Origin of the sequence: Leeuwenhoekiella palythoae (assembly GCF_900130045.1) — a bacterium.
GTDB classification, from domain to species: domain Bacteria; phylum Bacteroidota; class Bacteroidia; order Flavobacteriales; family Flavobacteriaceae; genus Leeuwenhoekiella; species Leeuwenhoekiella palythoae.
The window spans coordinates 114,290-127,189 of record NZ_FQXT01000007.1 but is presented as its reverse complement, the minus strand read 5'-3'; the positions used below and the strand labels follow the sequence as shown (position 1 = coordinate 127,189).

The 12,900-nt window shown below is 42.2% G+C and carries 9 protein-coding genes; 8 read left to right on the top strand and 1 reads right to left on the bottom strand.

Annotated features, from left to right (window positions below):
* The 8 genes from BUA96_RS16640 to BUA96_RS16605 all read left to right on the top strand — a co-directional run.
* Window positions 1-841 (top strand): PIG-L family deacetylase (locus BUA96_RS16640; protein ID WP_175546507.1); only part of this gene is annotated, 841 nt, incomplete at its 5' end.
* A gap of 47 nt (window positions 842-888) precedes the next feature.
* Window positions 889-2,709, top strand: coding sequence for a sodium:solute symporter family protein (locus BUA96_RS16635; protein ID WP_072985080.1), 1,821 nt, complete (start codon window positions 889-891; stop codon window positions 2,707-2,709).
* Window positions 2,710-3,044: 335 nt separating this feature from the next.
* Window positions 3,045-5,456, top strand: coding sequence for a glycoside hydrolase family 3 N-terminal domain-containing protein (locus BUA96_RS16630; RefSeq protein WP_084673201.1), 2,412 nt, complete (start codon window positions 3,045-3,047; stop codon window positions 5,454-5,456).
* Window positions 5,457-5,464: 8 nt separating this feature from the next.
* Entirely contained in the window at window positions 5,465-6,916 is a 1,452-nt protein-coding gene (locus BUA96_RS16625) for an alpha-L-fucosidase (RefSeq protein WP_072985078.1), read from the top strand.
* Window positions 6,917-6,925: 9 nt separating this feature from the next.
* Window positions 6,926-8,377: an alpha-L-fucosidase gene (locus BUA96_RS16620; RefSeq protein WP_072985076.1), complete on the top strand. Its 1,452-nt coding sequence runs from the start codon at window positions 6,926-6,928 to the stop codon at window positions 8,375-8,377.
* A 5-nt stretch (window positions 8,378-8,382) separates the two neighbouring features.
* Entirely contained in the window at window positions 8,383-10,245 is a 1,863-nt protein-coding gene (locus BUA96_RS16615) for a glycoside hydrolase family 35 protein (RefSeq protein WP_072985073.1), read from the top strand.
* Window positions 10,246-10,256: 11 nt separating this feature from the next.
* Window positions 10,257-10,892: a copper homeostasis protein CutC gene (locus BUA96_RS16610; RefSeq protein WP_072985071.1), complete on the top strand. Its 636-nt coding sequence runs from the start codon at window positions 10,257-10,259 to the stop codon at window positions 10,890-10,892.
* A gap of 3 nt (window positions 10,893-10,895) precedes the next feature.
* Window positions 10,896-11,951 (top strand): sialidase family protein, encoded by a 1,056-nt coding sequence (locus BUA96_RS16605; protein WP_072985069.1) that lies wholly within the window; start codon window positions 10,896-10,898, stop codon window positions 11,949-11,951.
* A gap of 1 nt (window position 11,952) precedes the next feature.
* On the opposite strand, the gene BUA96_RS16600 is transcribed toward BUA96_RS16605, so the two are convergent.
* Window positions 11,953-12,705, bottom strand: a complete 753-nt coding sequence (locus BUA96_RS16600; RefSeq protein WP_072985093.1) for a DeoR/GlpR family DNA-binding transcription regulator — start codon at window positions 12,703-12,705, stop codon at window positions 11,953-11,955.
* Window positions 12,706-12,900: the final 195 nt, after the last annotated feature.

Genomic DNA, 12,900 nt, shown 5'->3' with positions numbered 1-12,900 from the left:
AACCCCAGAGAAAAAACGCGTGATTATTTTTAGTCCGCACCCTGACGATGATGTGATCTCTATGGGAGGTACTTTTGACCGTCTGGTAGAGCAAGGGCACGAGGTGCATATCGCTTATCAAACTTCAGGAAATATCGCGGTTTCAGACCACGAGGCTTTGAAGTTTGCCGAAGTTGCTGCCCAGATTGGTAACGGAGATAAAGAAAAATTTGCTGCAATTGCAGAACAAATAAAAAACAAACAGCGTAACGAGATCGATCCGGTTGAAGTACGCCAGTTAAAAGGAATCATCAGACGCTGCGAATCCCTAGGAGCTACCCGTTTTGAAGGTGTTCCTGATGAGCACGTACACTTTTTAGATCTTCCGTTTTACGAAACAGGAGGAATTAAAAAGAATCCCATGTCGCAAGATGATGTGGATATTGTAAATGAACTAATCGCGAACGTTAAACCGCATCAAATCTATGCTGCGGGAGATCTTGCTGATCCGCACGGAACGCATAAAGTATGTTTAAACATTATATTTGAATCGCTTGAGCAACTTAAGAGCGAGGCGTATATGAACGACTGCTGGGTGTGGTTATACCGCGGCGCGTGGCACGAGTTTGAAATGCACGAGATTGAAATGGCAGTTCCTATGAGCCCGGATCAGGTGCTTAAAAAGAGACAGGCCATTTTCTATCACCAATCACAAAAAGATGGGGTGATGTTTCAAGGAGAAGACCTGCGAGAATTTTGGGTGCGTGCAGAAGATCGAAATAAAGAAACTGCTAGTAAGTACAGAGCTTTAGGTCTTGCTGAATATGCAGCGATGGAAGCATTTATGCGTTATCATTTTTAAGTTGAAAATAGCCAAAAAAGAACTTTAACGTAAACGAATATTCATATATGGTAGCTTTAGAAACACTTGATTATGCCATTATCATTGGCTTTTTTGCAACAACCCTGATTGTCGGACTTCTCGTTGCAAAAAAATCAGGTAAAAGCTCTTCTGAATATTTTCTTTCAGGCCGAAACATGCCGTGGTGGTTGTTGGGGATCTCTATGGTTGCCACAACTTTTTCTACCGATACGCCTAACTTGGTTACTGATATTGTACGTAATCAAGGCGTAAGCGGTAACTGGGTTTGGTGGGCGTTTTTGATCACCGGTTTACTCACTGTTTTTGTCTATGCAAAACTCTGGAGAAAGTCTGAAGTGAATACCGATATCGAGTTTTATGAATTGCGGTATGGCGGAAAACCTGCGAAGTTTTTACGTGGTTTTCGAGCAGTATATTTAGGTGTGATTTTCAACGTAATGGCGATGAGTGCAGTAACGCTTGCTGCTATTAAAATCGGGCAAATTATGCTTGGTTTAACACCGTTAGAAACCATAGGTTATGCCGGATTGGTTACCGTGATCTTCAGTACGATCGGAGGTTTTAAAGGCGTTGTTTATACCGATTTTATTCTCTTTTTTGCAGCAATGGCAGGTGGTATTGGCGCAGCATATTATTGCGTAAATCTACCCGAAGTTGGTGGGATGGAAGGTCTAATGGCGAATGAAGCGGTTATTAACAAAATAAATATACTTCCTGATTTTAATGATACCACGACCCTGATCACACTATTGATTATTCCGCTTGCGGTACAGTGGTGGAGCGCTTGGTATCCAGGTGCAGAACCCGGAGGTGGTGGTTATATTGCGCAGCGTATGCTTGCGGCTAAAGATGAGAATCACGCAATTGGAGCAACCTTTTTCTTTAATGCTTTGCACTATGCGTTGCGTCCTTGGCCGTGGATCTTAGTAGCCTTAGCTTCAATTGTGGTGTATCCTGATATTGCGAGCATTCACGAGGCATTTCCCAATATTGTGGAAAGTAAATTAGGTGATGATTTGGCGTATTCTGCTATGTTGACCAAACTACCAAGCGGATTGTTAGGTTTGGTGATGGCGTCGCTGATCGCAGCCTATATGTCAACAATTTCAACGCATTTGAACTGGGGTTCATCGTACGTAGTAAATGACTTTTACGCGCGCTATGTTAAACCGAAAGCCTCTCAAAAAGAACTGGTAAATGTAGGCCGAATTTCAACAGTGTTGTTGATGGTGGTGAGTTCTGGGGTTGCGTTACTATTGACTAATGCATACCAACTCTTCAATATTATCTTGATGTTTGGAGCAGGTACAGGATTGATATTTATTCTACGCTGGTTTTGGTGGAGAATCAACGCGTGGAGTGAGATTTCTGCAATGTTCTCATCAGGAATTATTTCCATTCTTTTCAACTTTACGTCTTTAGGTGTGGTGCTCTTTGGTACCGCCGAAGCAGATGGTGTGTTGCCTAATTGGTCAACCTATCCTGTTGTAGTGCTTTTAACTTCAATTGTTTGGTTAGCAGTTACCTTCTTGACGCGTCCTGAAAAGGATAAAACCTTATTTGATTTTTATAAACAAACACAACCTGGTGGTCCCGGTTGGGAGAAAATTATAATTAAAGCTCGCGCCCAAGGTGCAGCTTTAGTTACGACCAATCAAAAATGGTCTGTTCCTGCGGGTATTTTAGCCACATTAGTAGGTTGTGTCACAATATATGGTGCGCTTTTTAGCACCGGATACTGGATTTACGGGTATTATACCCAAGCCAGCATTCTAACGTTACTCACGCTGATTGCAACCATAGCCCTGGTGAAGCTATGGCAGCGCATAAAAACGAGAGTTTTTTGAGTTTTTTTAAATTGTTTCTGGTGAAAAGGGTGCTCGCAAAAGCACCCTTTTTTTGTTTAAGCGCAGACCTGCATTGGGATTAACTTTAGACTAATTTAATATTTAATCTTTAAATCAAGTACAACGTTTTCAAAGGCTGGAGGCGATTACACCTACTTTACAAACATTTAAAAAAATCTTAATATTTAGCGTTACTAAGCTACGTTCAGCGGTTATTCAGCGATTATTTTTCAAATCTGTTTAATGTTCTTTTAGTTTTAAAAAGCTTATTGTTGAAATTCTAACGTAAAGTTTGCGTTTTTCACAAAGCGATGCCAAAATTGATAAAGAACCTTATGTGTTATATTTATTTGAAGAAGTTGTTTGCCACTGTGTTCGTGCTTGTTTTCGCAGTGGCACAGCTTTGCGCTCAAGAAGAAGTTCCGGCAAATGCAGTCTATAAGAATGCGCAGGCGCCAATAGAAGATCGCGTTAATGATCTCGTAGAGCGTATGACCATCGAAGAAAAGGTAGGACAACTCACCACACTTTTGGGATGGAAAATGTACACAAAAACCGGTAATTCGGTTGAAGCTAGTGAGGCTTTAAAAGAGGCGATTGCCACTCAAAAAATAGGCGCTCTCTGGGGCGTGATGCGTGCCGATCCCTGGACGCAAAAAACCTTGTCAAATGGTCTGAATCCGGAACTCGCTGCAAAAGCGACTAACGCCATTCAAAAAGTTGCTGTCGAAGAAAGTCGATTAGGAATCCCATTATTTCTGGCGGAAGAAGCGATGCACGGCCATATGGCTATTGGGACTACCGAATTTCCATCAGCTATCGGTCAGGCGAGTACGTTTAATCCGGAATTGAATAAAAAAATGGCAGCCGCTGTTGCAAAAGAGCTGCGTGCTCAAGGGGCGCATATTGGTTACGGGCCTATTTTAGATCTTGCTCGTGAACCGCGCTGGTCCCGTGTAGAAGAGACCTTCGGTGAAGATCCTTATTTGATTTCTGAAATGGGATTGGGCGTCATCGAAGGTTTTCAAGGTGATGGAATAGAAAATCCTGAAAGTGTAATTTCTACCTTAAAGCATTTTGCTGCATACGGCGTTTCAGAAGGTGGTCACAACGGTGGTGCGGTGCATATAGGGCAACGCGAACTTATGCAAGATTATATGTATCCGTTTAAAAAAGCGATTGATGCTGGTGTGCTTTCGGTTATGACGGCGTACAGTTCGGTTGATGGAATTCCGAGTACTTCAAACAAAGCCTTGCTTACCGGTTTATTGCGCGAGCAATGGGGTTTTGAAGGATTTGTGGTTTCAGACTTAGCAAGCATCGAAGGTATTAAAGGTGATCATCACGCGGCTGCAACTTTTGAGGATGCTGCTGCCTTAGCAATGAATGCTGGTGTAGATGCAGATTTAGGTGGGAATGGCTTTGACGATGAATTACTCAACGCTTTTAAAAATGGAAAAGTTTCTGAAGCGCGCTTAGATGAAGCTGTAAAATATGTAGTGCGTTTAAAGTTTAAAATGGGCCTTTTTGAAAATCCGTATGTAGAAGAAAAGGCGCCTAAAAAAATGGTGCGAAGCGCGGCACATATCGCAATCGCAAAAGAAATGGCGCTAGAAGGCGTGACCTTACTTAAAAATGAGAACGGTTTGCTTCCGCTATCTAAAGACCTTAAAAAAATAGCAGTGATCGGTCCTAACGCAGATATGATGTATAATCAATTAGGCGACTATACTGCGCCTCAAGAACCCGAATTTATCGTAACGCCGCTGGAAGGAATTCGTGCCAAAATGCCAAAGGCTGAAATCACTTATGTAAAAGGAACAGCCATTCGTGATACCACACAAACCGATATTCCTGCAGCGGTAGCAGCGGCAAAAAATGCTGAAGTCGCTATTGTGGTGCTCGGTGGTTCTAGCGCACGTGATTTTAAAACCGAATACCTAGAGACCGGTGCAGCGACCGTTTCCTCAAAAGAGGATCAAGTTTTAAGTGATATGGAAAGTGGAGAAGGTTACGACCGTTCTACCTTAGATCTTATGGGAAAACAATTAGAGCTTTTGCAGTCTGTGGAAGCGACAGGAACTCCTACAATATTAGTGTTGATTACCGGCAGACCTTTGTTGATCAATTGGCCTGCCAAACACATTCCTGCGATCATAGACACGTGGTATCCCGGTTCACAGGGAGGTCACGCGCTGGCAGATGTTTTATTTGGTGATTATAATCCGGCGGGGCGCTTGCCGGTCTCGATCCCAAAATCAGTAGGGCAATCGCCGGTGTATTATAACCACTGGTGGCCTAAACGCCGAGATTATGTTGAAGAAACTTCGGCACCATTATATGCTTTTGGTCACGGCTTGAGCTATACCACTTTTGACTATTCAGATTTGAAAATTTCGCAAAGCGGAAATGCTGCAAACACAACCATCAAAGTTTCGGTTGAAGTTTCAAATACCGGTGATCGGGACGGAGACGAAGTCGTTCAACTGTACCTGAGCGATGTGGTGAGTAGCGTGGTCACTCCGGTAAAGCAATTACGTGGGTTTGAACGCATTCATTTAGCCAATGGCGAAAGTAAAACAGTGACTTTTACCTTAACTCCTTCAGAATTAGCGCTGTTTGATGCCGAAATGAATCACGTTGCAGAAGCCGGGGAATTTGAAGTGCAATTAGGAGCTTCTTCTCAAGATATTAGACTTAAAGAACGTTTTGAACTTACAGAATCTATACAACTTACAAAAAACTAACCATACTTATGCGAGACCTTTCATACTCTAAGTTTTTTTATGTTTTAGCTGTGCTGCTGGGATCCCTATCCGGCAGCAACGGCTTATTTGCACAAGGGGGTAATTTGCACGAGCAATCAAAAATATATCAAGCACCTACCGATCCTCAGGTAAAGGAAAAACTTGCTGTTTGGGGAGATCAAAAGTTTGGAATGCTTATTCACTGGGGTGTGTATGCAGTTCCCGGAATTATAGAGAGCTGGCAAATTTGCTCTGAACCTTGGCTGGAGCGTCCTGAAGGAATCTCGTATAATGATTATAAAAAATGGTATTGGAATCTGAGTTCAGTATTTAATCCGGTGAATTTTGATCCGGACCAATGGGCTGATGCTGCTGCCGATGCCGGAATGAAATATGTGGTTTTTACCACCAAGCATCACGACGGTTTCAATATGTTTGATACCCAGCAAACCGATTATAAAATCACCAACGGACCTTTCAAAAACCATCCAAAAGCCAATGTCGCCAAATATGTATTTGAGGCATTTAGAAAGAAAGATTTTATGATTGGCGCTTATTTTTCTAAACCAGACTGGCATTCGCAAGATTTCTGGTGGGATAAATATGCAACACCAGACCGTAATGTGAATTATGACATCAGAAAGTATCCTGAAAAATGGAAAAGCTTTCAGGATTTCACATTCAATCAGATCAGTGAGTTGATGCACGATTATGGATCAATTGACATTTTATGGTTAGATGGTGGCTGGGTGCGCCCGCGTGAGACCGTAACCGATGAAGTGCGTGCCTGGGGAGCTCCAATTCCAGAATTCAGCCAGGAAGTGGATATGCCGCGCATCGCAAAAATGGCACGCGAAGCACAGCCGGGAATCATCTTTGCAGACCGTACCGTTCACGGGCCTTACGAGAACTATCAAACTCCTGAGCGTTCGATCCCGGAAACCAAACTAGATCATCCTTGGGAAACCAATATGACCTTAGGAAATAACTGGGGGTATGTGCCTAATGACAACTTTAAAACTTCGGCAAAGGTGATTCATAGTTTAGTTGAAGTGGTAGCCAAAGGTGGAAATATGCTATTAGGAGTGGGCCCACAACCAGACGGTTTGTTACCTCCTGATGCACTACCTATTCTCACTGAAATAGGAGATTGGTTAGATACAAACGGTGAGGCAATTTACGGTACCCATGCAATCGACAATTATCACAGTGAGGCAACGTATTTTACGGCAAACGACAAAAATACCTTTGCAATAACTTTATTGACCGAAGGTGAAGCGGTACCCAATACGGTGGGCTGGGAAGGAAATCTTCCTAAAAAAGGAAGCAGTCTTAAACTGGTAAGTACCGGAAAAAAATTAAACTATACGATTAAAGATAATGTGGTAACTGTAAGGCTTCCTGCTTCGGTAAGAAACGCCGCAAAAGCAGCGCTTGCATTTTCTTATAAATCAGAATAAACGCTTTGTATGAATAGATTCTATATTCCTTTTTTAAGTTTTTTATTGTGCGGTCTGGTGGCCTGCGAATCTTCAAATGATGGTGTCCCTGAGCCTTATGGTGCAGTGCCTTCAGAAGATCAACTCGCTTGGTATGATATGGAAATGAATGCCTTTATTCATTTTACCATAAACACCTTTACCGATAAAGAATGGGGTTATGGAGACGAATCTCCAGAGCTTTTTAATCCGTCTGCATTGGATGTCGATCAGTGGATGTCTGTTTTGGAAGAAACCGGTTTTAGCGGAACCATTTTAACAGCAAAACACCACGATGGTTTTGCTTTATGGCCTTCTGCATACACGGAGCACGATATAGCTTCGAGTCCGTATAAAGATGGAAAAGGGGATTTAGTGAAAGAAGTTGCAGAAGCTGCTAAAGCGCACGGATTAGAGTTTGGGGTTTATTTATCGCCTTGGGATCGTAATCGCGCCGATTATGGCGAGGAATCTTATATCACCTATTACCGCAATCAACTTAAGGAATTATTCACTGGTTACGGACCTGTTTTTGAAATGTGGTTTGACGGTGCTAACGGAGGTGACGGCTATTATGGCGGCGCCAATGAAGAGCGCAAGATCGACCGTCAAAATTATTACGATTGGCCAACGACTTTAAAAATGGTTGATTCGATGCAACCGCCTGTGTTATTTTTTAGCGACGCAGGACCAGATTTGCGTTGGGTAGGAAATGAGCGCGGAATAGGCGGTGAAACCCATTGGAATACGATTACGACAGATACGCTTTATGCAGGTAAAGCAGGAATTGAAGAACTCTTGCAAAGCGGAACCAAAAACGGAAAAAGCTGGATTCCGGCAGAGGTAAATACGTCGATTCGTCCGGGTTGGTTTTATCACGCTTCAGAAGATTCGCTGGTGCGTTCTCCAGAAAATTTATTTGAATTGTATCTGACTTCGGTAGGTCGCGGTTCAACCTTATTGTTGAATATTCCGCCAGACCGTCGTGGTTTATTTCACGAGAATGATGTGGCGTCACTTCGTGGATTCAGAAAAATATTAGACAGTGTTTTTGCTGAAAATTTAGCCGAAAAAGCCACTGCCACCGCAACTCCTGTGCGTGGCGATAAGCCAGTTTATGCTGCAGACAAAGTGCTTGATGGCGATGCAGAAACTTATTGGGCAACAAATGACGGTGTAACTACCGGAAGCATCGAACTGAACTGGGAAGCGCCACAAATACTGCATTATATTTCGCTTCAAGAGTATATTAAACTCGGTCAGCGCGTGGCTGCGTTTACGGTTTCTGTGTGGGAAGATGGTACCTGGAAAGAAGTGCAAAACCAAACGACGATCGGGCATAAACGCATTCTGAAATTAAACGGAGTGGAAACGTCAAAACTTAAAATCGAGATCACCGAAGCATTAGCTTGCCCATTGATCTCTAACATCGAAGTATACTAGATTCTATGCAAGTTGTAAGAACAAACTTTTTCGCTTTAGTCTTAATTGTGTTGAGTTTTGGCTTTGCTCAAGCTCAGGATGATGCACCATTCAAAATAGAAAATGGCTCTTTTGTATATAATGGGAAGCCAACGCCTATTTACTCTGGTGAGATGCATTACGAGCGTATTCCAAAGGAATATTGGCGTCATCGCATTCAGATGATGAAAGCGATGGGTTTGAATACCATCGCAACATATGTATTCTGGAATTACCACAATCCTGCGCCCGGAGTTTGGGATTTTGAAACCGGAAACCGAAACGTAGCCGAGTTTATTAAAATCGCCAAGGAAGAAGAGATGTTTGTCATTTTACGCCCTGGACCTTATGCCTGCGGTGAGTGGGAATTTGGTGGCTATCCTTGGTTTTTACAAAACATTCCGGGGCTTAAAGTGCGTGAGAACAATGCGCAATTTTTAGCAGCTTGTAAAGAATACATCAACGAACTCGCTAAACAAGTTGCGCCGTTGCAGGTCAATAATGGTGGAAATATCATTATGACGCAGGTAGAGAATGAGTTTGGTTCGTATGTGGCTCAGCGGGAAGATATCGCTCCGGAAGATCATAAAGCATATAAAGAAGCTATTTTTAAAATGCTGAAAGATGCTGGTTTTCAAGCGCCGTTTTTCACTTCTGATGGCGCGTGGCTTTTTAAAGGCGGAAGTCTAGAAGGCGTATTACCCACAGCTAATGGAGAAGGAAATATCGATAACCTGAAAAAGGTGGTCAATAAATTTAATAATAACGAAGGACCGTATATGGTTGCTGAGTTTTATCCCGGTTGGTTAGATCATTGGGCAGAGCCTTTTGTAAAAATCAGCGCTTCAGATATTGCAAAACAAACTGAAGTATATCTCAAAAACGGTGTGAATTTCAATTTTTATATGGCGCACGGCGGGACCAATTTCGGTTTTACTTCAGGAGCCAATTATAATGATGAGCACGATATTCAACCAGATATTACCAGCTACGATTATGATGCGCCTATTTCTGAAGCAGGTTGGGCAAATCCTAAATATGACAGTATTCGCGCATTGATGCAGAAATATGCACCGTATGAGATCCCGGAGGTGCCGGAGCAAATTCCTGTTATTGAAATTCCGCAGATTCAATTGGCAAAAACAACGGATGCGCTTACGTATATCAAAAAGCAAAAGCCGGTGACGAGTGATAGTCCGCTTACATTTGAGCAACTCGAGCAAGGTTATGGTTATGTGCTGTATAAAAAACGCTTTACGCAACCTATCACCGGAACGCTTAAAGTGCCCGGGTTACGCGATTTTGCAACCGTTTATGTAAATGGTAAGAAAGTAGGCGAACTCAACCGCGTCTTCAACTCGTATGAAATGCCGATTAAAATTCCATTTAATGGGAGTTTAGAGATCTTGGTAGAGAATATGGGCCGCATCAATTACGGGGCAGAGATCGTGAATAACCTTAAAGGAATTATCGCTCCCGTGAGCATCAATGATTATGAGATCACAGGTGGTTGGGAGATGTATAAAGCGCCTTTTGCGGAAGTGCCGGAAGTTGAAAATTCAACGGAAGTAAAAACAGGAAGACCTGTTGTGTATTCCGGAAATTTTGATTTGAAAAAGCAGGGAGATACCTTTCTTAATATGAGCGAAGTGGGTAAGGGAATCGTTTTTGTAAACGGACATAATTTAGGGCGTTATTGGAAAGTGGGCCCACAGCAAACGCTTTACGTTCCGGGATGTTGGCTGAAGAAAAAGGACAATACTATTACTATTTTTGAACAACTCAATGACGTTGCAGTAACTTCTATTTCCGCACAAAAAACACCGATTCTTGAGGATCTAAAAAATTAAACAAAGCCCCTATGTCAAAAAAATATATCAAAGAAGCTTGCGTAGAAAGCCTGGCTCAGGCCATTAAAGCCGAAGAAAAAGGAGCAGACCGCTTGGAGCTTTGTGCTTACCTTGCTTTTGACGGTTTAACGCCGGCTCCAGATCTAATTTCTGAAGTGATCAAGGCGGTTAAGATCCCGGTACGCGTGATGATCAGGCCGCGTAATGGCGACTTTAATTACAGTGAAGAAGAGCTTGAACATATGAAAGCCTGCATAGCCTTTTGTAAGAAAGAAGGCGCTGAGGGTGTAGTTTTTGGCGTTTTAAATGAATCTAAGAAACTCAATATTGAGGCTATTGAAATGCTTACTAAAGCAGCAAAGCCTTTAAAAGTGGTGATTCATAAAGCCATTGATGCAACACCAGATATTGACGCGGCTTTAAAAGAGCTTTTGCAGGTTGAAGGTGTAGATACCTTACTCACTTCAGGAGGGAAATCTAATGCGTTTGATGGGGCGGAAAATTTAAACCGACTAATAACAATGGCGGGAAATAAACTAGAGATTATGCCTGCCGGAAAAATCACTCAATTCAATTTAACCGAACTTCATCATCTCGTGGAAGCAGAAGCGTATCACGGAAGATTGATCGTTGGAGAATTAGCCTAACCAATGCATTTAGAAAAGATCAAAGCACACGTAGTCGTTTTAGTTTTAGGTGTGTTTACTGCGTGTCAAACGAGCGAAACGCCTAAATTAAGAATCGTACAAGAAGGGTTTATTTACGAGGAAGCGCCTTTTCCGCAGTGTCACGCTTCAACCTTGGTTGAGGCCCAGGACGGCAGTATTATCGCAGCTTGGTTTGGTGGGGAATACGAGCGGCATCCTGACGTAAGTATCTATCAAAGTAAACTAACGGATACCGTTTGGTCAACACCGCAAAAAATAGCTGACGGTAAGGTAGAAAACGATACGCTAAGTTACCCTACGTGGAATCCCGTGCTTTTCAAAAATGCCGAAAATACATTGATGCTGTATTACAAAGAAGGTCCGTCGCCATCTTCCTGGTGGGGAAAATGGAAAACTTCTGAAGATAACGGCGCTTCGTGGTCAGCAGCAGAGCAATTACCCGATGGAATTTTAGGTCCTATCAAAAATAAGCCTATTCAACTTGCAAACGGAAGTATTGTAAGTCCGTCTAGCGTAGAGTCAGAAGACGGTGCAGTTTGGAAATCGCATATTGAATTATCAAGCGATAACGGCTATTCTTGGGAGCGCGTTAGGATACCTTCAGCAGATACGGTTAAAGTCATTCAGCCTACTTTGATTCAGCTTAAAAATGGAAATCTGAAAGCTTTATTACGCAGCGATCAGAATTATATTTTAGAAAGTGAAAGTTCAGATCAAGGTAAAACCTGGTCTGAAGCTACCAAGGGAACGATGCTTAATCCCAATAGTGGGATTGATGCGGTTACGCTTAAAAGCGGAAATTTTCTTTTGGTTTACAATCCTACCGAAGCCGGAGCTGATTGGTCAGACGGGCGTAATAAACTCAATCTGGCGTACAGTACAGACGGTTCGCATTGGGAAGATGTGTTGCAGTTAGAAGATGAGGCTGAAGGCGAATTCAGCTATCCTGCGATCATTCAAGATTCAGAAGGTTTGGTGCATATAACATACACGCATAACCGGTCAAAAATAAAATACCTGCAACTTAAGCTGGAGTAATCTAGACCAAGGTTAATTTTATTCCCATCTCGCGAATGCGCTCTGCATCTGCGGCAGATAGATCCTTGTCTGTAATGATCTCGCTAATCTCATCAAGTTCGCAGATCTTAGCTAAACTGCGTTTTCCAAATTTTGAAGAATCTGCTAGAATGATCGTTTTCTGCGCGGCTTCCATCATTTTTTTATTCAAGATCGCCTCTTCAATATTAGTGGTAGTACAGCCAAAATCGAGATCAATCCCATCAACTCCCATAAAAAATTGATGAGAAGAAATGTGTTGCAAAATATGCTCTGCATAATGCCCTGTAACCGAACCGGAGCGATGGCGAATGTTTCCGCCCAATTGAATAATATCTATATCGCGATGTTTCATCAACTCAATCGCAACGAGAAGCGAGGAGGTAATCACGTTGAGTTTACCAATGGGTTTAATCGCTTTCGCCAGCTGTTGTACGGTGGTTCCGCTTGCGATAATAATAGAATCGTTTTCCTGAATGCGTTGAGCAGCCGCTTCTGCTATGAGCGATTTTTCTTCGGCAGATATTGAAGCTTTTTCGCTTACGTCGCGCTCGTTCATATAAGGATTTTCTAAAGAGGCACCACCGTGTGTTCTAAAGAGCAAGCCTTTATCTTCCAGAAGTTTCAAATCTTTTCTTATGGTTACGGCTGAGACATCGAGTCGCTCACAAAGGGTCGCAACTTTAACATGTTTCTCTTTTTTTAAAAGATCTAAAATTTCCTGATGACGTTCCATTACTATAAGGTTTGAGCGCATAAAAGCACTACAAATATAAGGTCTTAAAGCGTTTTTAAAAACGCTTTCTTTTTGTTTCGTTTTTAATCGATATTGTGTTTTTTAACAATTTAAACGAAACTTTAACTTTCAAATGAAATCGTTTTAGTATCATTTTATATATATTTGGCAGCATAAAGAAAAATTAAGAAACCA

What these genes read in the sequence shown, in the direction of transcription:
- BUA96_RS16635 (WP_072985080.1), top strand. Translation starts at nt 889, where the DNA reads ATGGTAGCTTTAGAAACACTTGATTATGCCATTATCATTGGCTTTTTT.
- BUA96_RS16630 (WP_084673201.1), top strand. Translation starts at nt 3,045, where the DNA reads ATGTGTTATATTTATTTGAAGAAGTTGTTTGCCACTGTGTTCGTGCTT.
- BUA96_RS16625 (WP_072985078.1), top strand. Translation starts at nt 5,465, where the DNA reads ATGCGAGACCTTTCATACTCTAAGTTTTTTTATGTTTTAGCTGTGCTG.
- BUA96_RS16620 (WP_072985076.1), top strand. Translation starts at nt 6,926, where the DNA reads ATGAATAGATTCTATATTCCTTTTTTAAGTTTTTTATTGTGCGGTCTG.
- BUA96_RS16615 (WP_072985073.1), top strand. Translation starts at nt 8,383, where the DNA reads ATGCAAGTTGTAAGAACAAACTTTTTCGCTTTAGTCTTAATTGTGTTG.
- BUA96_RS16610 (WP_072985071.1), top strand. Translation starts at nt 10,257, where the DNA reads ATGTCAAAAAAATATATCAAAGAAGCTTGCGTAGAAAGCCTGGCTCAG.
- BUA96_RS16605 (WP_072985069.1), top strand. Translation starts at nt 10,896, where the DNA reads ATGCATTTAGAAAAGATCAAAGCACACGTAGTCGTTTTAGTTTTAGGT.
- BUA96_RS16600 (WP_072985093.1), bottom strand. Translation starts at nt 12,705, where the DNA reads ATGGAACGTCATCAGGAAATTTTAGATCTTTTAAAAAAAGAGAAACAT.